This is a genomic window from Arthrobacter sp. ERGS1:01 (assembly GCF_001281315.1).
GTDB lineage: Bacteria > Actinomycetota > Actinomycetes > Actinomycetales > Micrococcaceae > Specibacter.
In genome coordinates this window covers 928,449-950,977 of the sequence record NZ_CP012479.1, presented here as the reverse complement: position 1 = coordinate 950,977, position 22,529 = coordinate 928,449, and the positions used below count along the sequence as shown (strand labels likewise).

Annotated in this window: 21 protein-coding genes and 1 tRNA gene; 8 read left to right on the top strand and 14 right to left on the bottom strand. The window is 67.6% G+C overall.

Features of this window, described 5'->3' with window-relative positions; all coding sequences use genetic code 11:
* Positions 1-66: 66 nt before the first annotated feature.
* The gene (locus AL755_RS08155) at positions 67-1,881 is read left to right on the top strand and encodes an AMP-dependent synthetase/ligase (protein WP_054010577.1); all 1,815 of its coding nucleotides are present in this window, start codon (positions 67-69) and stop codon (positions 1,879-1,881) included.
* On the opposite strand, the gene AL755_RS08150 is transcribed toward AL755_RS08155, so the two are convergent.
* The 3 genes from AL755_RS08150 to gcvP all read right to left on the bottom strand — a co-directional run bounded on the left by AL755_RS08150 (position 1,878) and on the right by gcvP (position 10,124).
* The gene (locus AL755_RS08150) at positions 1,878-3,440 is read right to left on the bottom strand and encodes a nucleotide-binding protein (RefSeq protein ID WP_082369018.1); all 1,563 of its coding nucleotides are present in this window, start codon (positions 3,438-3,440) and stop codon (positions 1,878-1,880) included. The genes AL755_RS08155 and AL755_RS08150 overlap by 4 nt on opposite strands.
* Positions 3,441-3,572: 132 nt before the next feature.
* The gene (locus AL755_RS08145) at positions 3,573-6,971 is read right to left on the bottom strand and encodes a pyruvate carboxylase (protein WP_054010576.1); all 3,399 of its coding nucleotides are present in this window, start codon (positions 6,969-6,971) and stop codon (positions 3,573-3,575) included.
* Positions 6,972-7,259: 288 nt separating this feature from the next.
* Complete coding sequence (gcvP, locus tag AL755_RS08140) at positions 7,260-10,124, bottom strand: aminomethyl-transferring glycine dehydrogenase (RefSeq protein ID WP_202813572.1); 2,865 nt, start codon at positions 10,122-10,124, stop codon at positions 7,260-7,262.
* A gap of 165 nt (positions 10,125-10,289) precedes the next feature.
* Here gcvP and AL755_RS08135 point away from each other — a divergent pair, with 165 nt between their 5' ends.
* Positions 10,290-11,126: a ParA family protein gene (locus tag AL755_RS08135; RefSeq protein WP_054010574.1), complete on the top strand. Its 837-nt coding sequence runs from the start codon at positions 10,290-10,292 to the stop codon at positions 11,124-11,126.
* 98 nt (positions 11,127-11,224) lie between these two features.
* Here AL755_RS08135 and AL755_RS08130 read toward each other — a convergent pair whose 3' ends face one another.
* The 5 genes from AL755_RS08130 to gcvH all read right to left on the bottom strand — a co-directional run bounded on the left by AL755_RS08130 (position 11,225) and on the right by gcvH (position 14,327).
* Positions 11,225-11,818, bottom strand: coding sequence for a MerR family transcriptional regulator (locus AL755_RS08130; RefSeq protein ID WP_054010573.1), 594 nt, complete (start codon positions 11,816-11,818; stop codon positions 11,225-11,227).
* A gap of 258 nt (positions 11,819-12,076) precedes the next feature.
* On the bottom strand, positions 12,077-12,580 hold the full coding sequence (locus tag AL755_RS08125; protein WP_054010572.1) for a bifunctional nuclease family protein: 504 nt from the start codon (positions 12,578-12,580) through the stop codon (positions 12,077-12,079).
* Complete coding sequence (ftsR, locus tag AL755_RS08120; RefSeq protein WP_082369017.1) at positions 12,577-13,335, bottom strand: transcriptional regulator FtsR; 759 nt, start codon at positions 13,333-13,335, stop codon at positions 12,577-12,579. Before ftsR ends, AL755_RS08125 begins: the two co-directional genes overlap by 4 nt.
* Positions 13,336-13,352: 17 nt before the next feature.
* A complete protein-coding gene (locus AL755_RS08115) occupies positions 13,353-13,826 on the bottom strand; it encodes an FHA domain-containing protein (RefSeq protein WP_054012944.1) in 474 nt (157 codons plus the stop codon).
* Between the two features lie 114 nt (positions 13,827-13,940).
* The gene (gcvH, locus tag AL755_RS08110; protein ID WP_054010571.1) at positions 13,941-14,327 is read right to left on the bottom strand and encodes a glycine cleavage system protein GcvH; all 387 of its coding nucleotides are present in this window, start codon (positions 14,325-14,327) and stop codon (positions 13,941-13,943) included.
* A 206-nt stretch (positions 14,328-14,533) separates the two neighbouring features.
* On the opposite strand from gcvH, the gene AL755_RS08105 reads away from it, so the two are divergent.
* From AL755_RS08105 to AL755_RS08090, 4 genes are read left to right on the top strand one after another with little or no spacing between them, the layout of a single operon-like run.
* Positions 14,534-15,253: a hypothetical protein gene (locus AL755_RS08105; protein WP_054010570.1), complete on the top strand. Its 720-nt coding sequence runs from the start codon at positions 14,534-14,536 to the stop codon at positions 15,251-15,253.
* A 50-nt stretch (positions 15,254-15,303) separates the two neighbouring features.
* Positions 15,304-15,819, top strand: coding sequence for a universal stress protein (locus AL755_RS08100; protein ID WP_054010569.1), 516 nt, complete (start codon positions 15,304-15,306; stop codon positions 15,817-15,819).
* Between the two features lie 38 nt (positions 15,820-15,857).
* On the top strand, positions 15,858-16,283 hold the full coding sequence (locus AL755_RS08095) for a fluoride efflux transporter FluC (RefSeq protein WP_237762631.1): 426 nt from the start codon (positions 15,858-15,860) through the stop codon (positions 16,281-16,283).
* Positions 16,280-16,657, top strand: a complete 378-nt coding sequence (locus AL755_RS08090) for a fluoride efflux transporter FluC (protein ID WP_054010567.1) — start codon at positions 16,280-16,282, stop codon at positions 16,655-16,657. The genes AL755_RS08095 and AL755_RS08090 overlap by 4 nt, the downstream gene beginning before the upstream one ends.
* Positions 16,658-16,662: 5 nt before the next feature.
* Here the strand turns inward: AL755_RS08090 and AL755_RS08085 are convergent, their stop codons facing one another.
* The 3 genes from AL755_RS08085 to AL755_RS08075 form a co-directional block, all read right to left on the bottom strand.
* On the bottom strand, positions 16,663-17,598 hold the full coding sequence (locus AL755_RS08085; RefSeq protein WP_054010566.1) for an urea transporter: 936 nt from the start codon (positions 17,596-17,598) through the stop codon (positions 16,663-16,665).
* A 1-nt stretch (position 17,599) separates the two neighbouring features.
* Positions 17,600-17,872, bottom strand: a complete 273-nt coding sequence (locus tag AL755_RS08080) for a hypothetical protein (RefSeq protein WP_150117069.1) — start codon at positions 17,870-17,872, stop codon at positions 17,600-17,602.
* Positions 17,873-18,189: 317 nt separating this feature from the next.
* Positions 18,190-19,023, bottom strand: coding sequence for an SMP-30/gluconolactonase/LRE family protein (locus tag AL755_RS08075; RefSeq protein ID WP_054010564.1), 834 nt, complete (start codon positions 19,021-19,023; stop codon positions 18,190-18,192).
* A gap of 165 nt (positions 19,024-19,188) precedes the next feature.
* On the opposite strand from AL755_RS08075, the gene AL755_RS08070 reads away from it, so the two are divergent.
* The gene (locus AL755_RS08070) at positions 19,189-19,968 is read left to right on the top strand and encodes an SDR family oxidoreductase (RefSeq protein WP_054010563.1); all 780 of its coding nucleotides are present in this window, start codon (positions 19,189-19,191) and stop codon (positions 19,966-19,968) included.
* Positions 19,969-19,995: 27 nt separating this feature from the next.
* Here AL755_RS08070 and AL755_RS23600 read toward each other — a convergent pair whose 3' ends face one another.
* Complete coding sequence (locus tag AL755_RS23600) at positions 19,996-20,154, bottom strand: hypothetical protein (RefSeq protein ID WP_192841659.1); 159 nt, start codon at positions 20,152-20,154, stop codon at positions 19,996-19,998.
* Between the two features lie 218 nt (positions 20,155-20,372).
* On the opposite strand from AL755_RS23600, the gene AL755_RS08065 reads away from it, so the two are divergent.
* Entirely contained in the window at positions 20,373-20,579 is a 207-nt protein-coding gene (locus tag AL755_RS08065; protein WP_054010562.1) for a TOBE domain-containing protein, read from the top strand.
* Between the two features lie 168 nt (positions 20,580-20,747).
* Here AL755_RS08065 and AL755_RS08060 read toward each other — a convergent pair.
* Together AL755_RS08060 and der are read right to left on the bottom strand one after the other, a co-directional pair.
* Positions 20,748-20,823, bottom strand: a tRNA-OTHER gene (locus tag AL755_RS08060).
* A 147-nt stretch (positions 20,824-20,970) separates the two neighbouring features.
* The gene (der, locus tag AL755_RS08055) at positions 20,971-22,527 is read right to left on the bottom strand and encodes a ribosome biogenesis GTPase Der (protein WP_054010561.1); all 1,557 of its coding nucleotides are present in this window, start codon (positions 22,525-22,527) and stop codon (positions 20,971-20,973) included.
* Positions 22,528-22,529 lie beyond the last annotated feature (2 nt).

Sequence of the window (22,529 nt, the reverse complement as noted above, 5' to 3'; positions counted from 1 at the left end):
GTCAGCGGCGTGTGCCCGATAGAGTTAGGCAAAGCCCAATCGGTGCCACATATCGAAGGAGCCACTGTGCGAGAGATTTCCGTTCCGGCCAAGGTGGTCAGCCCGCGAAGCATGAACACCACCGACTTTGTGCTGCGGCAGGCGAAGCTGGCCACCAACCCGGCACTGTTTTCCCGTCGCAATGCCGACAACGTGTGGATAGACGTCAGCGCCAAGGAGTTCCACGCCGATGTGTGCGCCCTGGCCAAGGGCCTGATCGCCTCCGGCATCAACGTGGGCGACCGGGTCGGCATCATGGCCCGCACCCGCTACGAGTGGACGCTGGTGGATTTCGCGATCTGGTTCGCCGGCGCCGTCTCGGTGCCGATCTACGAAACCTCCTCACCGTCCCAGGTGGCCTGGAACCTGGGCGACTCGCAGGCGGCGGCCGTCATCGCCGAAACCGCCTCGCATGAGAACGTAATCCGCCAGGCCGCCCATGCAGAGGACCTGACGTCCCTCAAGGACGTCTGGCAGATGGACGGCGACGGCCTGGACCTGCTCCGTACGGCCGGCAAGGACGTTGGCGACGACGTCCTTGAGGCCCGCCGCACCGCCAACGGCCTCGACGACGTCGCCACCATCATCTACACCTCCGGCACCACGGGCCGGCCCAAGGGCTGCATGCTCACCCACCACAACTTCGTGGAACTGAGCGAAAATGCACTGGATGTGCTGGGCAGGGACGTGGTCCCGCCGGGCTCCCAAACCATCATGTTCCTCCCGCTGGCCCACGTCTTTGCCCGCTACATCTCCGTGCTGGCCGTGGCGGGCGGTGCCAAGGTGGGCCACACTCCCGACATCAAGCACCTGCTGGAGGACCTGCAAAGCTTCAAGCCCACGTTCATCCTGGCCGTGCCGCGCGTCTTTGAAAAGGTCTACAACTCCGCCGCGCTCAAGGCCGAGGGCGACGGACGGGGCAAGATCTTCGCCACCGCCACCCAGACGGCCATCGACTACTCCCGCGCCAGCCAGGCCGGGAAGGTGCCGGTCCTGCTGGCCGGCAAGCATTTCGTGTTCGACAAGCTCGTCTACGGCAAGCTGCGTGCCGCCATGGGCGGCAACGTCCGCCACGCCGTCTCGGGAGGCGGCCCGTTGGGCGAACGCCTGGGTCACTTCTTCCAGGGCATCGGCCTGCAGATCCTCGAGGGCTACGGCCTGACCGAGACGACGGCGCCCGTCACCGTCAACCGCCCCGAACGGATCAAGATCGGCACGGTGGGCGCCCCGCTGCCGGGCAACTCGGTCAAGATTGCCGACGACGGCGAGATCCTCGTCCAGGGCGTCTGCGTCATGAAGGGCTACTTTGGCCGCGACGACCTCACCGAGGAGGCCTTCGCCGACGGCTGGTTCCGCACCGGGGACATCGGCGAACTCGACGACCAGGGCTTCTTGAAGATCACCGGTCGCAAGAAGGAAATCATTGTCACCGCGGGCGGCAAGAACGTGGTCCCGGCCTTCCTGGAGGACCAGATCCGGGCCGACGCGATCGTCTCGCAGTGCCTGGTGATTGGCGACAACCGCCCGTTCATCGCCGCGATCGTCACCCTCGACGAGGACGCCCTGCCCCAGTGGGGAAAACACCACGGCCTGCCCGAGGGCATCTCCGTGGCGGATGCGGCCCAGCACCCGTCCGTTCTGGCCGCCGTGCAGGGCGCCATCGACAAGGCCAACGAGAGCGTCTCGCATGCGGAGGCGATCAAGGCGTTCCGGATCGTCGACACCGACTTCACCGAGGGCTCCGGGCACCTCACGCCGTCCCTGAAGGTCAAGCGTGCGCAGGTGTTGAAGGACTTCGACGCCGTCGTGGAGGACATCTACACCGCGAAGAAGCCTGCCTAGCCCTTCCGGGGCTGGCCCTTCTGCAGCTCGGTGACCACCAGGGACGCCAGCTCCTTCACGGCGGCCAGGGTGGCCGGGCGCAGTTTGGCCAGTTCCACCCGGGAGCCCTCGGCCAGGTGCTTGTCGTAGGGAATGCGCAGGACGTTCCGCACGCGGGACTTGAAGTGCTCCTCGATCTGGTCGATGTCCACCTGGGTCTCCCCGCCCGACATGTTGATGACCACCGTCGCGTTGGACACCAGGTCGTGCCGGCCGTGGGCTTCCAGCCAGGACAACGTCTCCGACGCCAGCCGGGCCTCGTCGACGCTGCCGCCGGAAACCAGCACCACGGCGTCGGCCTTTTCCAGCGTTCCCTTCATGACCGAGTGCACCATGCCGGTGCCGGAGTCGGTGAGGACCACGGAGTAGTACTTGCTCAGGATGTCGGTCACGGCACGGTAGTCGGAGTCGTCAAAGGCCTGCGCGATCGCGGGGTCGGTGTCGCTGGCCAGCACGTCCAGGCGTGAGCCGTCCCGGGCCACGTAGTCGGAGAGCTGCGAGAACGTGGTGACGGTGAAGCGGTCGCGCACCAGGTTGCGTGCCGTGAAGTCGGCGCTGCCCGGTGAGCGGTCCGAGAGCGTGCCCCTGTCCGGGTTGGCGTCCATGGCGATGACCCGGTCCTCGCGGATGTCCGCCAGCACCATGCCCAGCAGGGTCGTGACCGTGGTCTTTCCCACCCCGCCCTTGCGGGAGAGGACCGGCACGAAGCGGGTGTGGTCGCCCAGCCGGGACGCGATGACGTTTTCCCGCGCACGTTCCAGCCGGACCTTGTCCGAGTCCCCCAGGTTGACCGTGCCAAAGGTCAGCGTATATAGCCAGCGGCGCCAGCCGGCCACGGGCGGTGCCGCGACCTTGTTGAGCAGGCGGTCGCTGGTCAGGGCCGCGGCGGGCTCGGGCCCGTCCTCGCGCTGCCGGCGCGGGCTGCCGGTGGGCGCGCCGGCCGTGGGCGGTTCCCAGCCCGGGGCCGCCTCGGGAACGGGCGGCACCTCGGGAAGCGGCGGCACCTCGGGAACCGGCGGGACCGCCGCCTCCTGCACCAATGCCGCGTCCGCCGTTTGGACCGGTTCGGTAACGGGCTTGGGTCCGGCGGTGTTCGTCGGCATGGGGAAGGCTCCGGGGGCCGACGCCGGCTGGGCCGGGATGGGGCCCGTGGTGACCGGCGTGATGGTCTGGACTGCGCCGGTGAAGGCGGGATCGGTGGAGGCCGCGGGCACCTTGAGGCCAAGGACGTCGACGTCTGGGGCCGCAGGTCCGGCAATGACGGTCACCGTGGGCGTTGCGTCCGGAACGGCAACGGCGGGATCGTCGTTGGTGGTCTCGTGGTCGACCGCCGCGGGGGCGCCGTCGCTGTCGGCCTCGGTTTCAGGAGCGTCGGTCCCGGGTGCGCCGGTCGATGCCTCGTCGTCGCCGTTCCCGGCGTCCGCAACAGCCTCGGGCACGGTTGATTCCGCGGCGTCGGCGGCGGCGCCGTCCTCCTCGGGCGTGTCGTTCTCTGTCGGCTTGCTGATTCTATTGGCCATGGTCTCCACTACCGAAAATGCCACCGCGGCCGGAAAGGAATTTTTCCGGCCGCGGCAGCGGTGCTAAGTGATTGTTAGTGTAGCGCAGGGGTGAGGTGCAGCCACAGGTCCGCGGGGGCGGAATCCGTGGGTTTAGCCGCCCACCACCACCAGCAAATCGCCGCCCTGCACCTGGGCCACGCCGCTGACGGCCAGCCGGGATACCGTGCCGGCCACGGGGGTGGTGATGGAGGCCTCCATTTTCATGGCCTCGATCGTGGCGATCGTGGCGCCGGCCGCCACGACGTCGCCCACGGCCACCTTGACGCTGACGGCGCCGGCAAACGGTGCCGCGACCTGGCCCGCCACGGACGGATCGGCCTTCTCGGCGGCCTTGACGGTGCTTTCAATGCTGCGGTCGCGCACGGTCACGGGCCGGCTTTGGCCGTTCAGCGTGCACATCACGGTGCGCATGCCCTTCTCGTCGGCCTCGGAGACGGCCTCCAGGGAGGCGATCAGGCGTACGCCCGGCCCCAGCGGCATGACGTGTTCGGTGCCGCGCTGCAGCCCGTACAGGTAGTCGCGGGTGTCCAGCACGGATACGTCGCCGTAGCTGTCCCGGACCTTGGCGAACTCGCGGGTGGGCCCGGCAAAGAGCAGCCGGTTCAGTGCTGCCCGGCGGGTTGCGCTGTCCGCGGCCAGCTCGGAGCTGTCCGCGGCCGTCAGCTCGCCGACTTCACGCACCACGTTCCGGCCCTGCAGGGCCTTGGTGCGGAACGGTTCGGGCCAGCCGCCGGGCGGGGTGCCCAGTTCGCCGCCCAGGAAGCCCACCACGGAGTCCGGGATGTCGTAGTTTTGCGGGTTGGCCTCAAAGTCGGCCGGGTCGGCCTTGATCCCCACCAGGTGCAGGGCAAGATCGCCCACGACCTTCGAGGACGGCGTGACCTTCACCAGGTGCCCCAGGATCCGGTCCGCGGCCGTGTACATGTCCTCGATTTCCTCAAAACGCTCACCCAGGCCCAGGGCAATGGCCTGCTGGCGCAGGTTGGAGAGCTGGCCGCCGGGGATCTCGTGCTGGTAGACGCGCCCCGTGGGGCCGGCAAGGCCGGACTCGAACGGTGCGTAGACGCGGCGCACAGCTTCCCAGTACGGTTCCAGCGAGCTGACGGCCGCCAGGTCAATTCCGGTGTCCCGCTCGGTGTGGGCCAGGGCGGCGACGAGGGCCGACGCCGAGGGCTGGCTGGTGGTGCCGGCCAGCGAAGCGGAGGCGACGTCGACGGCGTCGACCCCTGCATTGATGGCCGCCATCAAGGTGGCGAGCTGGCCGCCGGCGGTGTCGTGCGTGTGCAGGTGCACGGGCAGCTCAAAGCGTTCGCGCAGGGCCGTGACCAGCTTGGCCGCCGCGGCCGGGCGCAGCACGCCGGCCATGTCCTTGATGGCCAGGATGTGGGCACCGGCGGCCACGATGCGGTCGGCCAGCTCCAGGTAGTAGTCCAGGGTGTAGATCTTCTCGGCCGGGTCAAGGAGGTCACCCGTGTAACACAGGGCCACCTCGGCGACGGCCGTGCCCGTGGCGCGGACCGCCTTGATGGCCGGTTCCATCTGGTCGACGTCGTTGAGCGCGTCAAAGATGCGGAAGATGTCGATGCCGCTGGCGGCCGCCTCCTGCACGAACGCGTCCGTCACCTCGGCCGGGTACGGCGTGTAGCCCACGGTGTTGCGGCCGCGCAGCAACATCTGCAGGCAGATGTTCGGCAGTGCCGTGCGGAGCTTGGCCAGGCGCTCCCACGGGTCCTCGCCCAGGAAGCGCAGGGCGACGTCGTAGGTGGCGCCGCCCCAGGCCTCCACGGAGAGCAGCTGCGGGGTCAGCACGGATACCGCGGGTCCGGCGGCCACGAGGTCGCGGGTGCGGACCCGGGTGGCCAGCAGGGACTGGTGGGCGTCGCGGAAGGTTGTGTCGGTGACGGCCACGGCGGTCTGGGCGCGCAGTGCGGCCGCAAAACCTTCGGGGCCAAGCTCGGCCAGCTTTTGGCGGGAGCCCTCCGGGGCGCTTGCCAGGTCGACGGCGGGCAGCTTGCGGGCGGGATCCTCATGGACCGTCAGCTCGCCGTTGGGCTTGTTGACGGTGACGTCGGCGAGCCAGGTGAGCAGCTTGGTGCCGCGGTCCGCGGAGATGCGGGCCTTGAGCAGTTCGGGGCGTTCGTCGATGAATGAGGTCGCAATGTCGCCGGCGATGAATGCGGGGTCCTCCATGACGGCCTGCAGGAACGGGATGTTGGTGGAGACGCCGCGGATCCGGAACTCGGCCAGGGCGCGCCGGGTGCGCGAAACCGCGGTGGCGTAGTTGCGCCCGCGGCAGGTGAGCTTGACCAGCATGGAGTCGAAGTGCGGGCTGACCTCGGCGCCGGCGTAGATGGTGCCGCCGTCGAGCCGGATGCCCGCGCCGCCGGCGGAACGGTAGGTGGTGATCTTTCCGACGTCGGGCCGGAAGCCGTTGGCCGGATCCTCCGTGGTGATGCGGCACTGCATGGCCGCGCCCTTGACGAAGACGGTGTCCTGGCTCAGTCCAAGGTCCGCCAGGGTTTCCCCGGCGGCGATGCGCAGCTGCGCCTGGACCAGGTCGACGTCGGTGATTTCCTCGGTGACGGTGTGTTCCACCTGGATGCGCGGGTTCATTTCGATGAAGACGTGCTGGCCGGCGCGCTCCCCCACGGTGTCCACAAGGAATTCGACGGTGCCGGCGTTGACGTAGCCCATGGCCTTGGCGAACTTCACGGCGTCGGCGTGCAGGGCCTTGCGGATGTTGTCATCCAGGTTCGGTGCGGGGGCGATTTCGACCACTTTTTGGTGGCGGCGCTGCAGCGAACAATCGCGTTCGAACAGGTGGATGACGTTGCCTTCGCCGTCGGCCAGGATCTGGACCTCGATGTGGCGGGGGCGCAGCACTGCCTGCTCCAGGAACATGGTGGGGTCGCCGAACGCGGCGTCGGCCTCGCGCATGGCGGCGTTGAGGGCCTCGGGCAGTTCCTCACGGGTGTCCACGCGGCGCAGTCCGCGGCCACCACCGCCGGCCACGGCCTTGGCGAAGATCGGGAAGCCGATCTCCTCGGCCGCGGCGATCAGGGTGTCCAGATCGGAGCTGGGCTCGCTGGATTTCAGCACCGGGATGCCGGCCTTGCGGGCGGCGTTGAGGGCATGGAACTTATTGCCCGTAAGCTCCAGCACTTCGGCGGGCGGGCCCACGAACGTGATGCCGGCGTCGCGCGCGGCCGCGGCCAGGCCCGGGTTCTCGGACAGGAAGCCGTAACCGGGGTAGATGGCATCGGCCCCGGATTCCTTGGCCACGCGAATGATCTCGGCAACATCCAGGTAGGACCGGACCGGGTGGCCCTCCTCGCCGATCAGGTAGGCCTCGTCGGCCTTTTGCCGGTGGAAGGAGTTCCTGTCCTCATGCGGGAACACCGCGACGGTCTTCGCGCCGAGCTCGTAGCTTGCACGGAAGGCCCGGATGGCAATTTCGCCGCGGTTGGCAACCAGAATCTTTGAAAACATGTCACTCCTGTGTGAACGCTGGTCAGGCGTCCACCCGCCGGGGTGGCCGGGGGCGGACTCGGGAAGGTGGCGGTACTGGTGGAGGCGGGCGCCACGGTGATGAGCGTGAGGCCCTGCGGTGGAGACAACGTTGAAGTGGTGTCAGTTTCGCCCCACGGCGGCGCCGCCGCCAAATTGATGTGCGGGAACTCACAGGGCGTGCACGTAACAATACCGCCCCGAACACGGATATGGCTGCGGGGAGCCGCCAGGTTTCCAGCAACTCCCCACAGGGCCAAACGGGTCCTCCTAGAAGACTTCGGCGAGTTCCTCGATGGACGGGCAGGAGCACACCAGGTGGCGGTCGCCGTAGGCCTGGTCGATGCGGCGCACGATGGGCCAGTACTTGGCGCGCGGGTCCACGCCGGCCGGGAACACGGCGTCTTCGCGGCTGTACGGGTGGTCCCAGTCCTGGGTCAGGCTCTGGGCGGTGTGCGGTGCGTTGACCAGGGGGTTGTCCCCGGCCGGCCACAGACCGTCCTGGACGGCGGCGATTTCCTTGCGGATGGAGATCATCGCGTTGATGAACCGGTCCACCTCGCCCGGGTCCTCGGATTCGGTCGGTTCCACCATCAGGGTGCCGGCCACCGGGAACGACATGGTGGGCGCGTGGAAGCCGTAGTCGATCAGGCGCTTGGCGACGTCGTCGACCGTCACGCTGGAGTCGGCCGTGATTCCGCGCAGGTCCAGGATGCATTCGTGCGCCACGAGGTCGTGGGCGCCCGTGTACAGCACCGGGTAGTGCTCGCTGAGGCGGCGCGCAATGTAGTTCGCCGACAGGATCGCGGTCTGGGTTGCGCGGCGCAGCCCGTCCGGACCCATCATGCGGATGTACGCCCAGGAGATCGGCAGGATCGACGCCGAACCGTAGGGAGCGCTGGAGACCAGGCCCACGGAGGAGTCCAGGCCCAGTTCGCGGGCGGGCAGGTGCTTGGCCAGGTGTGCGCCCACGGCAACGGGGCCCACGCCGGGGCCGCCGCCGCCGTGCGGGATGCAGAACGTCTTGTGCAGGTTCAGGTGGCTGACGTCGGCACCGAACTTGCCGGGCTGGGCCAGGCCCACCAAGGCGTTGAGGTTGGCGCCGTCGACGTAAACCTGGCCGCCGGCGTCGTGGATCATGGCGCAGATGGTGCTGATGGAGGTTTCGAACACGCCGTGCGTGGATGGGTAGGTGACCATGATGGCCGCCAGGTCGTTCTCGTGGATGGAGATCTGGCGCTTGAGGTCATCGATGTCGATGTTGCCGAAGCCGTCCGTGGCCACGGGGACCACCTTCAGCCCCGCCATGACGGCGGAGGCTGCGTTGGTGCCGTGCGCCGAGGTGGGGATCAGCACGATGTTCCGGTCCGGGTTGCCGTTTTCCACGTGGTAGGCGCGGATGGCCATGAGCCCGGCAAATTCGCCCTGCGAGCCGGCATTGGGCTGCACCGAGACGGCGTCGTAGCCGGTGATCTCGGCGAGCCAAGCTTCCAGCTGGGTGGCCATCTCCACGATGCCCACGGTGTCCGACGCCGGTGCGAACGGGTGGAGGTTGGAGAATTCGGGCCAGGTCACGGCCGCCATCTCGGCGGTCGCGTTCAGCTTCATGGTGCAGGAGCCCAGCGGGATCATGCCGCGGTCCAGCGCGTAGTCGGCGTCGGAGAGCTTGCGCAGGTAGCGCAGCATCTGCGTCTCGGAGTTGTGCGCATGGAACACGGCGTTCGTCATGAACTCGGTGGCGCGCGCCGGAACCGGCAGGACGACGCCGGCGGCATCGGCGGGCAGCCCGTAGGAGCCGGTGCCGCCCAACAGGGCAGCGAGGGCGGCGACGTCGGCCTCGGTGGTGGTTTCGTCCACGGCGATCTGGAGGTGGTCGTGGTCAACCTGGCGCAGCAGGTAGCCGGCCGTGTGGGCGGCGGCGACAAGCTCGGCGGCCGCGTGGCCGCTGCCGGCACCGATGCGGATCTTGACGGTGTCGAAGAAGTTCGCGTGCACCACCTGGTGGCCGGCGTCCGTTGCGGCGCCGGCGACGGCCTGGGCCAGGGCGTGCACGCGGGTCGCGATGCGGCGCAGGCCCTCGGGGCCGTGGTAGACGGCGTACATGCCGGCCATGACGGCCAGCAGCACCTGGGCGGTGCAGATGTTGGACGTGGCCTTCTCGCGGCGGATGTGCTGTTCGCGGGTCTGCAGGGCCAGGCGGTAGGCCTGGTTGCCGGCGGCGTCCTTCGACACGCCCACGAGGCGGCCGGGCAGTGCGCGCTCCAGGCCCTGGCGGACGGCCATGTAGCCGGCGTGGGGTCCGCCGAAGCCCATGGGTACGCCGAAGCGCTGGGACGTGCCCACGGCAAGGTCCGCGCCGAGGGCGCCGGGAGATTCCAGCAGGGTCAGGGCCAGCAGGTCGGCGGCAACACCGACAACGGCCTTCACCTCGTGGGCTGCGGCGATGATCGGGGCGATGTCCCGGACCAGTCCGGAGTCGCCCGGGTACTGCAGGAGCACGCCAAAGTACGGCACGTCCGGCAGGCCGGCGCCGTTGCTTGAAGAATCGAAGTCGTGGACCAGCACGGGGATGCCCATGGCCTTCGCGCGGGTGTTGATGACGGCCAGCGTCTGCGGGAACACGTCGGCGTCGACCAGGAAGACGGCGTCGGCCGGAGCGGTTCGGTTGGTGCGGCGCATCAGGGCCATCGCCTCGGCGGCGGCCGTGCCCTCATCAAGCATGGAGGCGTTGGCGGTGACCATGCCGGACAAGTCGGAGACCACGGTTTGGAAGTTCAGCAGGGCCTCGAGCCGGCCCTGGGAGATTTCGGGCTGGTAGGGCGTGTACGCGGTGTACCAGGCGGGACTTTCCAGGACGTTGCGCTGGATCACGCCGGGGGTGTGGGTGCCGTAGTAGCCCTGGCCGAGGAAGGATTTGTTGACGGTGTTCTTGGCGGCCAGGGCCTTCAACTCGGCGAGCATGGCTTCCTCGGAAACAGCTGCCTGGAGGCTCATCGGCTCGGTCGTGTAGATCGATTCCGGCAGGGCCGCGGCGGAAAGCTCCTCCAAAGAGCCAAATCCGAGGGCGCTCAACATATGATGAACGTGGGGCTGTGCACCAACCCCAATGTGTCGATCACTAAATGCGGCCGACACATAGCTGTCAAGGTGCCGGCTGCCGGTCAAATTGTCTGGGGTGTTTGTCAATGGGTTCTCCAAGTCGCGAACGTTCCACAGCTATTGTATGTGTCAGGGGCAAAGGGCACAGAACAGCAAACAGCCCATGATTTCGGTACGCAACGCAAAGGTAATGGTTCATCCGTGCAAGTAGTGAGCATCAGCAGCCTCAAGGGCGGCGTCGGCAAGACATCAGTCACGCTCGGCCTCGCATCGGCCGCGCTGGCCGCAGGCATTCCCACCTTGGTGATCGACCTTGATCCCCATGCGGACGCCACCACGGGATTGGGCGTCCATGCCAGCGGTCAGCTCGACATTGGCCGGATGATCAAGGGCTCCCGCAAGGCCGATCTTGCCGCCAATGTGGTGCCCAGCGGCTGGCTTGCCGCGCACAAGCACGACGGCGCCACCCCGCCCATCCTCGACGTCGCCATGGGTTCGGCGTTCAGCGGGATCTACGACCGGCCGGACCTTGGCAAGCGTGATTTGCGCCGCCTCTCCACGGTGCTGGCCAATGCCGACCGTGACGGTTCGGCCCCGTACCAGCTGGTGCTCATCGACTGCCCGCCGTCCCTGAACGGGCTTACCCGCATGGCGTGGACGGCCAGCAGCAGGGTGCTGCTCGTGGCCGAGCCCGGTTTGTTCTCCGTGGCCGGCACCCAGCGCACGCTGCGCGCCATTGAACTGTTCCGCACCGAGTTCGCCCCCGCCCTGGTCCCGGCCGGCATCGTGGCCAACCGGGTGCGCAGCGGCTCCAACGAGCACACGTACCGCCTGGCGGAAATGAAGACCATGTTTGGCGAGTTGCTGCTCTCCCCCACCATTCCGGAGCAGGCCAACTGGCAGCAGATCCAGGGCGCAGCGCACCCGATCCACCAGTGGCCCGGGGATTCGGCCAAGAACGCCTCGGCCCTGTTCGACAAGCTGCTGGATTCGGTGCTGACGCAAAGCGCCACGCGCAGCCGCCTTTACCGGGGCTGACCGCCGGACCACCGCCCACAACGAAAAATGCGCCCGGTTCCGCATTTCGCATTCCGATTATTCGGGAGCGGAATGCGGAACCGGGCGCCTTTTTGCGGCTAGGAGATCTTTCGCTCGGCGCGGCGCTTGCTGAGCTCGTCGTCCGGGAAGGTCTGGACGGGGGCGTGTTCGCTGGGCAGGGAGGCCAGGCTGCCCTCGACCTCGCGCCAGACCCGTCCCACGGCAATGCCGAAGACGCCCTGGCCGCCCTGGACCAGGTCGATGACCTCGTCGGCGGAGGTGCATTCGTAGACGGAGGCGCCGTCGCTCATGAGCGTGATCTGGGCCAGGTCCTCCACCCCGCGCTCGCGCAGGTGGTCCACGGCGGAGCGGATCTGCTGCAGGGACACGCCGGTGTCCAAAAGGCGTTTGACGACTTTCAGGACCAGGATGTCGCGGAATCCATAGAGTCGCTGCGAGCCGGAGCCGGCCGCGCCGCGCACGGCGGGTTCCACGAGGCCGGTGCGGGCCCAGTAGTCGAGTTGGCGGTAGGTGATCCCCGCAGCCTTGCAGGCCGTGGGGCCGCGATATCCGGCGTCCTCGTCAAGAACCGGCAAATCCTCGGTGAAAAGCAAGCCCTGCGCACCTGCCGTGATGGCTGCACTGGGGACGGCTGCGGCGTTGAGCTCGCCGGCGTCACTCTTGGGACTCACGTGGATCCTCCTGTTCACAGTCCCCTTCAACGGATGGTTGCGCACCGGCTGCCGGGCGCAACATTCAAGGCGGGGACCAAGGGCCCTAACCTCAAGTGTGACCGCAGCAGGCACAGCTTGCAATGGGAACTAACTACTTCGACGTTAGAACGGCTGGGGACCAAGGTCAAAGACGCTTGAAAAACAATTTGAGCGTGTCGAAACTTTCAGCCTCAGGTTTAAGGTTAGCCGAGGTCCCGGATTCCGCGCGGCGCCGGGTTATTTGTCGAAATCCTCGGGTTCCACGTCGTTGAGGAATTCGCGAAACTGGCGCACCTGGCGTTCCTTCGCCTCGGCGTCGGCGTCGGTGGTTTCGGCGTCGTCGTCATGGTCGGCGATCAGCACCCCGGCCTCCTCCACGAGGGCCTCGGCGGCCCAGATGGAGCAGTCCGCACGCTGGGCGACGGCGATGGCGTCGGAGGCCCGGGAGCCCACGGTGGTGCCGTCGTCAAAGACGAGCTCCGCAAAAAACACCCCGTCCTCGACCTTCGTCAGGTTGACCCGGACAATCCGGTGGCCCAGGGCGGCAACGACGCCGCACAACAGGTCATGGGTGAGCGGGCGCGGCGGCACCACGCCTTGTTCGGCCAGGGCGATGGCGGTGGCCTCGGAGGCACCGATCCAAATCGGGATGTGCCGCTCCCCCAGTTGTTCCTTCAGCAGCACCAGCGGCTGGTTGGAGGGCATCTCGATGCGCACGCCGACGATCTCAACCTGGATCACTGGGCTTCCATCTCCGAAATCCGGGACTGCACGAGGGCGCTGTGCAGGCTCAGGCAGAGCTCGGCGATTTCCCGTGCGGCCTCCGCAGCCCGGGCCGCAGCCATGCCGTCCTTGCGGGAGGACAGCGGCGCCACGGCGCGTTCCACCAGCCCGAACTCGCGGTCGGCCGCTGCCTGGAACGGGCGCAGGTGCCGAGGCTCCAGGCCGTGCACGGATAAATCGGTGCACGCCTTGGCCACGCGCAGGGCATGGTCGTCGAAGAAACCGCCCCGCTGTTCCACCAGGCCGTAGCTGACCATGGCGTCGAGCAGCTCGGCGCTGGCACCGCATTCGGCGCGGAGCTGGTCCGGCGTCAGGCGGCGTGAGCGGCCCTTCATCTCCAGGGCCAGATCGTCGGAGACCATGCGGGGGGCAATGGAAACCCCCGGCGGCAGGTTTGCCGGGGTCAGGCCGGCGTCGATCGCGTCCAGGTACTCGCGGATGACCTTCAGCGGCAGGTAGTGGTCGCGCTGGAGGGCCAGCACGAAACGCAGGCGTTCGACGTCGGACTCACGGAACTGGCGGTAGCCGGCGGGAGTGCGCTGCGGGCTGATCAGGCCCTTTTCCTCGTAAAAGCGGATCTTTGACGCCGTCACGGTGGGAAAGTCCTCGGTCAGCTGGCCCAGGACTTCGCCGATGTTGAAGATGACGGCGGCAGCCGGACGCCTGCCGGCGGACTGTACGTCCACCAGCCGGCGCCCGGCGCTGTGGTTCATGCTCGCCACGGACGCCCTCAGGAACTCGGGGCGGCGTCTGCGGGGCTGATGTAGAACGTCAGGCGGAACTTGCCGATTTGCACCTCGTTGCCGTTGTGCAAACGGACCGAATCCACCCGGTCGCCGTTGACATACGTGCCGTTGAGGCTGCCGGAATCGGTGAGCTCGAAGCCGCCATCGACCCGGAAGAACTGCACGTGCCGGCGGGAGACCGTCACGTCGTCCAGGAAGATGTCCGCATCCGGGTGGCGTCCCACTGTTGTGACATTGCTGTCCAGCAGGAAGCGCGCCCCGGCGTTGGGGCCGGTGTGCGCAATCAGCAGTGCCGATCCGGCCGGCAGCGACTTGACGGCGCTTTGCTCATCCGGCGCGAGGGCCGGTGTTTGCAGCGGGCCTTGCTGGACGGGAGGCAGCTGGATCGACGTGGTGTCTGAAGCACCCGGCTGATCCTGGGATTGCGCCTGACCATTCACTCCGGCGTCGTTACCCATGTCAACCATTGGTACTCCTCCTTTGAACTCTTCTACGAACGGGTTTCGTGGTGAAAGAAAATATTAAGTCCCACAGCTGGCAAGCGGCTGGGACTTTTGGGCCTTGCTTGTAACCTAGCCTACCTTTTCCTGGTAGTCGGCGGCGCTGAGCAGGGTGCCGTAGCTGGCAACATCGGCGACGGCGATCTCCACGAGCCAGCCGGCACCGTACGGATCGGAGTTGATCAGGGCCGGATCGGAATCCAGGGCTTCGTTGCGGGCGCTGATCCGGCCTGTGAGGGGGGCGTAGATGTCGCTGACGCTCTTGGTGGATTCCACCTCGCCCACCACGGTGTCCGCGGTGACGTCGCTGTCGGCCTCGGGCATCTGAACGTACACCACATCGCCCAGGGCGTCCTGCGCGAAATCGGTGATGCCAACACGGACGACGCCGGTGGCGTCGGGGGCGGTGACCCACTCGTGTTCGGCGGTGTAGGACAGGTCTGCGGGAATGTTGCTCATGGGGACGCCTTTCATGGTTCAACGCCGCTGGCGAGGAATTTTGAAGTTAAAGTAAAACACGGTCAACGAGGTGTTGCCCCCACCGGCCATGTCCAGTCTTTAGTGTGTAGGCCTTCTTGACAAGTCGAAGGTGAATTCGAGCGATTTTCGGCTTAAACCGGCGATTGTTCTAACACAGTTCGCGGCAGTGGTGACATGATTCATCCATGACTGATTCCGCAGCCCCCACACCGGAAAATGCGCGCCCGTCCAACCTGGCGGAGACCGAGGGTGCGCCCAAGCCGCGGCGGAAGATGCCGGCCTGGCTGCTGCGCACGATCGTGGTGATTGCGGCCCTGGTGATCCTTGTCATCGCCTATCTGATCGCCTCCGTGACGGTGCCGCTGACGTGGGCCCATGCCATCCGCAACCAGGTGGGCGGGCAGCTGGGCAACAGTATTCCGTTGGGCATGTTCTACGGTTTCGTCTTTTCCTTTGTCCCCGTGGTGGTCGGATGGCAGGCGCACTATAAGAAAATGCACAAGTGGGTGCGGGTGGGAATCCTGGTGGTGGCCCTGCTGCTGACCATCCCCAACCTGCTCACCCTCGCCGTCCTGCATGGGAACAGCAAGACCGCCGCCGACGCCCGCGCCATTTGGGCCACGAGCGCCAACTGGTTTGGCACCTGGAGCCAGATCTTCATGGTGGTCGGTGTGGCCTGCGCCGTGGCCCTGATAGTGCTGACCCGCATCTGGCTGCGCCGGGGCAAGCGGGTCCGCCAGGTCAAGGCGGCCGAGAAACTTGTCCGTGACAACGATGCCGCCAAGGCCCGGGCCGACGCCAACGCGGCACGTGCGGCGGAAAAGCAGGCCCGCGACGACGCCCGGGCCGCCGAGAAGGCCGCACGCCAGTCGGCCCGCGACGAGCGCCGCAACGGCCCCGCCTAGCAGCCATTGCCCTCTTCATCATCGTCCGCTGCGCGCGCTAGGCTCCCTTTATGAGCGAAAAGCCGCACAACCCCGGGCCCGTGATCGTTGGCGTCTCCCCCGGCCAGCCGTCCCATGTGGTGGCGCAGGCCGCCCACTTTGCCGCCCGCTTCGGCTCCGAGTTGGTGTGCGCATTCGTCAACCAGGGCCGCGTGGCGGTTTCCGAGGGCCCGGACGGCTCGGTCGCCTCGGCCTCGCTCGATCCGGACTTCACGGACGACGGCGAGGACCAGTTCGATCCCCGCCTGGCCGCGGGCTTGGAACAAGTCCTCGACGGCATGGGGGTGTCGTGGCGAACACTGGTGCTTGCGGGAGAAGTGTCGGCCGCCCTGGGCCGGCTGGCCGATCGGCTGGACGCGTCCATGATCGTGGTGGGCACCCATGAGAGGTCCGTGGGCGGGAACCTGCAGGAGTTCTTCAACCGCTCGGTGGCAACACATCTGGCGCACCGGCAAAACCGGCCCATCGTGGTGATCCCGGCCCGGGCACCGGGACTGGGCTCCCCCATGCCGTGGCGGGAGGCCTGATGGCGGGGCGGGCCCGGCCCAACCATTTGAATTGGCGGATGTGGCTGCTGGTCGCCGTCGGTGGCGCCCTGGGCGCGGCCGCCCGCGAGGGGTTGACCCTCGTCATCCCCACCGTGGGCGGCGTGCCGCTGGCAATTGGCCTGATCAACCTTGCGGGCGCGTTCGTGCTGGGCTGCCTCTATGAGGCACTGACCCGGCCGGGCATCGGGGCCGTGGCGGCGGGCCGGCTGAGGCTGCTGCTGGGCACCGGTTTTTGCGGCGGCTTCACCACCTACAGCTCGCTGGCCACCGACACGGCGGTCTTGGGCACCCACGGACACCTTGGGACCGCCCTGCTGTACGTGGTGGGGACGGTGCTCCTGGGGGCGTGCGCCACCGTGGCCGGCATTGCCGCCGGGGCACGGCTGGCGCGCCGGCACGGGCCGATTTCCGGACCGGTTTCCGCGCCGGAGTCGGGGCGATGACGCCCCTGGTCTTCGTGCTGGTTGCCCTGGCCGGCGGCGTGGGCGCCACGGCCCGGTACGTCCTGGACGGTGCGATCCGTGCCCGGGTGCCGGCCGGGTATCCGTGGGCCACCACCATCATCAATGTCTCGGGGTCGGCCGCGCTGGGCTTCCTGGCGGGCCTGGCCATGGGTTCGCTGCTCCCCTCCGGCCTGTCCACCATTCTGGGCGCCGGCTTCCTGGGCGGCTACACGACGTTCAGCACGGCCAGCTATGAGACGGTGCAGCTGGCCAGGGACCGTCGTTATGCGGCGGCATTGGGCAATGGGTTGGGCATGGCTGCCGCAACCGTCGCAGCGGCGTTGCTGGGCCTGCTGCTGGGCACTGCGCTCTAAGCGCGTTAGAGCGCCCGTCGAAGTCCCGGAACGAGGTCCACGAAGACCAGCCCGGCCCAGGTGCTCAGAATGTACGGCCACGTGTAGGTGGGGCCCACCACCTGCTCCATGAGCAGGGTCGCGAAGGCGGTGACGGTGGCGCCCCAGGCGGCCAGCAGCCACGGGGTCCAGGTACCCCGCACAAAGACCACCGCGAAGGCGATGGCCGTCAACACGCCGGAGTAGCCGGTCAGCCCGTTGACGGTGCGCTCAAGGCCCAGGTTCAGCACGATCGCGGCAACGCTTCCCACCGTGCTGCCAATGAGCGCCGCGACGCCCACCTTCCAATTCGCCACGAACAGGGCGAGCAAAATCAGGGCACCGCCCCACACGCTGTCCACCAGGACCACCTGGGAAATGTTCGTCAGCAGGGACTCGAAGAACGCGCTCGGCCGTGATTCCGCCGCCAGCCCCAGGGGTTCATGGACGTGCAGCCACGGAGTGCTGACCAGGATCACGGTGGCGACGATGCAAAACGGTGCCGTCGTCGGGGGCAGCCGCAGCGGCGCCAGCGGCTTGTGGGTGAAGAGCCACTGCACGCACCACGTCACGGGGGCGCAGAGCAGGCCGCCGACGACGGCGATCGGGAAGGAGGCCGCCTGCCCGCCCAGTGCCGCGAATGTTGCGGCACCCACGAGCGCCCCGCAAAATCCCTGGAAGCCGTTGTGGACGCGGGCGGTCGATTCACCCAGGAGCCGCCCGCCCGCCGAGGATGCCAGGCTGCCCAAGACCACCAGGATGGGCATGCGCCAGTCCTCAGTGAAGAATGCGGCCAGGATGAGCAGGCCGGTGAAGCCGTTGATCTGGAAGAAGATCTGGGAGATTCCGTGGATCAGGGCCGAGCCCCAGAGCGTCCACATTCTCGCCAGGAAGGGCCTGGTGTTGATGGCAGTGCTGCTCATGCTAGCTCACCGTCTTCATGGTGCTTGCGGAATCCCCGTCCGGGTTTGCCCACAGTTCCTCGACCTTGCCCAACTTCCAATAGGCGCTCCATTCCAGCCAGGTCAAGGCAAGTGCGGCAACCATGATGTACCCGGCGCTCTCCATGGTGATGCCGTTGCCGTCCGAGGCCGGCCCCACGGCCCAGGACACCCCCAGCGCCAGCAGTGCCGCGAGTAGGAGCACGGGGACAAACACCCGCATCATTTGGCGCGGAGAGGAACGGGGAGCTTTCATGGGCCTGGCACTTTCGAATCAGCGGCGCCGCCGCCCCGGTATGGGGGTGCCGTGAAGACTCCACCGGCCACCCGCAAGGTTCCCATGGAGCGAGCATATAAGCCTGTTGCCGGGTTGGGGAGACATTGGCGGAAATTCCTTCGGAGCCCCGCCGCGCGAACCAACCGGGCGCTTAAACGAAGACGACCCGCACAGCAACGGCGAGTTACTGTACGGGCCTAGCCGCCGCTAACTTTGAGAAAAGCGCCTTGGCTACCTAGAACACTACCGTTCGTGACGTCAATCGCCGGCATCGGACGCCCCCGATGAGCGCAAGGTCACGCCCCGCTGCCCCGGCCGCGCAGGGACACCGCAACGACCCGCCCGCCCGCCGGGGCCGTGGGGTCCATGGCCTGGGGCCAGTCGCCGGTCATGACGAACAAGGTGTCGCCGTCCTCCCCGCCCACCACGCAGGAAAAACAGCCCTGATCCAGCTGGATAGTTTGGCGGACTTCCCCGCCTTCGGCCACCAGTGTGCAGCATTTGTTGGGTACGTCGGCGTACCAGATTCCGCCGTCGCCGCGACAGATCCCGTCCGGGGCGCTGCCGGGGACGGCCGCCCAGATGCGGCGGTTGGCCAGCGAACCGTCGGCCGTGATGTCGAAGGCCGTCAAGCGGGAGGCGTGGGATTCGGCCACCACCAGGGTGCCGCCGTCGTCCATCACAACCATGCCGTTGGGGAAGGCGAGGCCGTCCGCCACCACCCGGGTGCCGCCGTCGGGCGTCAGCAGGGCAATGAGGCCCGCCACCTCGGCCGGACCGGGGAAGGTGAAGCCGATGCCGTTGATGTAGGCGTTGGCGCCGTGGGTGACCACCTCGTTCCAGGGCGAGGTTGAGAGCCCGTGGAGGTCGGCGGCCGGCTCCAGCGTGCCCAGCGGCGTGAGGCTCAGCAGGCGGCAGTCAGAGCCCGAGACGATGAGCAGGTGGCCGTCCGGCAGCCAGTCGAAGGAAATGGGAAAGGACGGCACGGGGATGGATTGGTGCTCGGTGCCGTCGGGGTCCATCGCATGGATGTGGCCCTTGATCCAGTCGGCATACCAAAACCTGCCGCCATGCCAGCGCGCCGACTCCCCCAGGCCGATGCCCGACGCCACAACACCCACTTCATCCATGCCGACTCCCGAGAATTTTGCCCGCCCCAGCAGTCTAGTTGGGGCCGGGACCCGTGGGAATGGCTGGCCCAGCCCTTCCTGCCCGGGCGCCGCGAACGTACGCTGGGGAGCACAGCAACCACGCGGCCCGGCGTCGGCGCGCCGCCAAAGGATTGGGGAGCAGCCATGGGATCGACGGTCCTGGTCACGGGCGGCACGGGCCGGCTCGGCAGCCTGGTCGTGGCCCGCCTCGCGGCCTCCGGTCGCCAGGTGCGCGTGTTGAGCCGCCAACCCCAAGCCGGGAACGACGGCGTTGCCCAGGTGCGGGGCGACCTCACCACCGGGGCGGGCGTCGAGGCCGCGGTGGCAGGGGTCGAAGTCGTGGTCCACTGCGCCGGGAACGCGAAGGGCGATGAGCGCATGACGGCCACCCTTGCGCAGGCGGCGCTGCGGGCCGGCGTGGGGCATCTGGCCTACATTTCCGTGGTGGGTGCTGAGCGGGTGCCCGTGGTGAGCGGATTCGACCGCATGGCGTTTGGCTACTTTGCCGCAAAGCTGGCCGCCGAACGGGCCCTTTCCGCTTCCGGGCTGCCGTATTCGATCCTGCGGGCCACGCAATTCCAGGAATCCATGCTGGCGCTGGCCCGGCAGCTGGTGAAGTCGCCGGTGATTCCCGCACCCACGGGGTCCCGTTTTCAACCCGTTGCGGTCGATGAGGTGGCGGCGCGGCTCGTGGAATTGGCCATGGGTGAACCTGCGGGCCTGGTTCCCGAGCTGGGCGGGCCGCACGCCTATCTGTTGGACGAACTCATCCGCAGCTTCCTGGCCCGCACCGGTCGGCGCCGGTTGTTCGTGCCGCTGCACATGACGGGGAAGGCTGCCGCCGGAGTCCGTGCGGGGGCGAACCTGACGCCGGATCACGCGGTCGGCGTCCAAACGTGGGAACAGCTGCTGGCAAACGGGTAGGCGGGCCCTCACCAACGGTCCGGGTGGCTATTTGTTGATGGAATTACGCCGGATCCAGCCAATGGCGGCCGTGCCGACAAACAACACAATTCCAATGACGGCCAGCCACAGCAATCCCTTGATCACGACCCCCAGGATCGCAAAGACGAGCCAGATGACAAGTAGTAGAACGATGATCCCAACCATGGGGCCAAGCTACTCCCGCTGGCTGCAAAAACCTAGGGTGCGGGGTCCTGCCGGGGTGCATGGCGGCGGCCCTGCCCGCACGGGGCACCCGGTTCCGGATTCGGCGACCGTGGGCCGGGCGCCCCGACCGGAAACGGGCGCGGTGCGTTACGCTGGTTCTCATTCGAAGGCGGGTGCGAAAATATCCCGCCAACCGGAGCGACCCGAGGAGAACATCAATGAAGATCAGCGCCCGAAACCGTCTCAAAGGCACCATCACGGAGATCACCAAAGGGGCAACGACCGCCCACGTCCGCATCCAGATTGAGGGCTCGGTGGTCACCGCCTCCATCACCAATGAAGCAGTCGACGAGCTGGAGCTCGTGGTGGGCGGCGAGGCCTATGCGGTCGTCAAGGCCTCCGACGTCATGATCGCGGTCGACTAGGCCGGATCCGATCCGCGAAACAGACCCGCGCCCGCGAAACAGCGCCCGAGCAACGCCTGTTTCGCGGTCCAGGGTCTATTTCGCGCCGCGGGGTCGTTCCCGCGAAAAGGGCAACAAAAAATCCGCTCAAGCACCGGGATGATTCCCAGTGTTTGAGCGGATTTTCTTTGGTCGGGCTGACAGGATTTGAACCTGCGACCCCTTGACCCCAGTCAAGTGCGCTACCAAGCTGCGCTACAGCCCGAAAGTTCGCGCCCGGAGAAGATATCTTCACCGGCTGAACCAACGGAAAAAGCTTACCCCATATTTTGGGGCGCTTTGACCAAACTTGCAGTGACGGCCATCTCATTTCCCGGCCGGGGTGAAATCCGGCCGGGAAATGGGAGGTTTGCTACTTCTTGCGGCTGCGCTTCTCGCGGACGCGCATGCTGACCTCGATCGGAGTGCCCTCGAAGCCGAACGTCTCGCGCAGGCGGCGCGTGATGAAACGGCGGTATCCGGGGTCCAGGAAGCCGGTGGTGAACAGCACGAACTTCGGCGGGCGGCTGGAGGCCTGCGTGCCGAAGAGGATGCGCGGCTGCTTGCCGCCGCGGACGGGGTGCGGGTGCTCGGAGACCAGCTCGCCCAGGAACGCGTTCAGGCGGCCCGTGGGGATGCGGCGGTCCCAGTTTTCCAGGGCCAGGTCAAGGGCCGGAACCAGCTTGTCCTTGTGCCAGCCGGTCTTGGCGGACATGTTCACGCGCGGGGCCCAGGCCACGTGGGCCAGGTCCTGGTCGATTTCGCGTTCCAGGTACTTGCGGCGTTCGTCGTCGAGCAGGTCCCACTTGTTGAACGCGAGCACCAGTGCGCGGCCGGATTCGATGGCCAGCTGCAGGATGCGCACATCCTGCTCGCTGAGGATCTCATCCACGGCCAGCAGCACCACGGCCACCTCGGCCTTTTCCAGGGCACCCTGGGTGCGCAGGGAGGCGTAGAAGTCGGCACCCTGTGCCATGTGCTGGCGGCGGCGGATGCCGGCGGTGTCCACAAAGCGCCAGGTGCGGTTGCCCAGTTCGATGAGCTCATCGACGGGGTCGCGGGTGGTGCCGGCGACGTTGTCGACGACGACGCGCTCGGAGCCCACGAGCTTGTTCAGCAGCGAGGACTTGCCCACGTTGGGGCGGCCGATCAGGGCCACGCGGCGCGGGCCGCCCGTGCGCTCAACACCGGCGACGGCGGAGAACTCGGGGAGGACGTCCATGACGCGGTCCAGCATGTCGGCCACGCCGCGGCCGTGCACGGCGGAAACCGGGTACGGCTCCCCCAGTCCAAGGCCCCACAGGGTGGCGGCGTCGGCTTCCTGGACGAGGTCGTCAATCTTGTTGCCCACCAGGATGACGGGCTTCTTGGCCTTGCGCAGCATGCGCACGATGGCTTCGTCGGAGGCGGTGATGCCCACGATCGCGTCCACCACGAGCAGCACGGCGTCGGCCATTTCCACGGCGATCTCGGCCTGCTCGGCAACGCGCAGGTCGATGCCGCGGGCGTTGCTTTCCCAGCCGCCGGTGTCCACCAGCGTGAAGTTGCGGCCATTCCAGGTCGCCGGGTACTGCACGCGGTCGCGGGTTACGCCGGGAGTGTCCTCCACGACGGCCTCGCGGCGGCCCAGGATGCGGTTGACCAGCGTGGACTTGCCGACGTTGGGCCGGCCCACGATGGCAAGCACGGGGTCCTGGCGGAGGGCATCCTCGCTGGTGCCGTCGTCGAACTCGCCGGCAAGCAGCTTTGCGTCGTCCTCGTCGAGCTCGTAGCTGGCCAGGCCGGCCAGCAGCCCGGCGGCGCGTGCCTCGGCGTCCTCGTCGGAGATTTCCGCCAACCGCTCGGCAACATGGTCAGTACCCGCGGGTACATAGTCCTCGTGACTAAACTCACCCTCATCGGGGTGCGTGGCAGACTGTGAGTCGCTCATGG

Bases quoted from the DNA above. Each gene is read 5' to 3' on its own strand.
- AL755_RS08080 (WP_150117069.1), bottom strand. From the start codon at position 17,872: ATGAAAGCTCCCCGTTCCTCTCCGCGCCAAATGATGCGGGTGTTTGTC.
- gcvH (WP_054010571.1), bottom strand. From the start codon at position 14,327: ATGAGCAACATTCCCGCAGACCTGTCCTACACCGCCGAACACGAGTGG.
- AL755_RS08150 (WP_082369018.1), bottom strand. From the start codon at position 3,440: ATGGCCAATAGAATCAGCAAGCCGACAGAGAACGACACGCCCGAGGAG.
- AL755_RS08145 (WP_054010576.1), bottom strand. From the start codon at position 6,971: ATGTTTTCAAAGATTCTGGTTGCCAACCGCGGCGAAATTGCCATCCGG.
- AL755_RS08090 (WP_054010567.1), top strand. From the start codon at position 16,280: ATGACGCCCCTGGTCTTCGTGCTGGTTGCCCTGGCCGGCGGCGTGGGC.
- AL755_RS23600 (WP_192841659.1), bottom strand. From the start codon at position 20,154: ATGGTTGGGATCATCGTTCTACTACTTGTCATCTGGCTCGTCTTTGCG.
- AL755_RS08095 (WP_237762631.1), top strand. From the start codon at position 15,858: ATGTGGCTGCTGGTCGCCGTCGGTGGCGCCCTGGGCGCGGCCGCCCGC.
- AL755_RS08115 (WP_054012944.1), bottom strand. From the start codon at position 13,826: ATGGGTAACGACGCCGGAGTGAATGGTCAGGCGCAATCCCAGGATCAG.
- AL755_RS08105 (WP_054010570.1), top strand. From the start codon at position 14,534: ATGACTGATTCCGCAGCCCCCACACCGGAAAATGCGCGCCCGTCCAAC.
- der (WP_054010561.1), bottom strand. From the start codon at position 22,527: ATGAGCGACTCACAGTCTGCCACGCACCCCGATGAGGGTGAGTTTAGT.
- AL755_RS08065 (WP_054010562.1), top strand. From the start codon at position 20,373: ATGAAGATCAGCGCCCGAAACCGTCTCAAAGGCACCATCACGGAGATC.
- AL755_RS08085 (WP_054010566.1), bottom strand. From the start codon at position 17,598: ATGAGCAGCACTGCCATCAACACCAGGCCCTTCCTGGCGAGAATGTGG.
- AL755_RS08100 (WP_054010569.1), top strand. From the start codon at position 15,304: ATGAGCGAAAAGCCGCACAACCCCGGGCCCGTGATCGTTGGCGTCTCC.
- AL755_RS08070 (WP_054010563.1), top strand. From the start codon at position 19,189: ATGGGATCGACGGTCCTGGTCACGGGCGGCACGGGCCGGCTCGGCAGC.
- AL755_RS08075 (WP_054010564.1), bottom strand. From the start codon at position 19,023: ATGGATGAAGTGGGTGTTGTGGCGTCGGGCATCGGCCTGGGGGAGTCG.
- ftsR (WP_082369017.1), bottom strand. From the start codon at position 13,335: ATGAACCACAGCGCCGGGCGCCGGCTGGTGGACGTACAGTCCGCCGGC.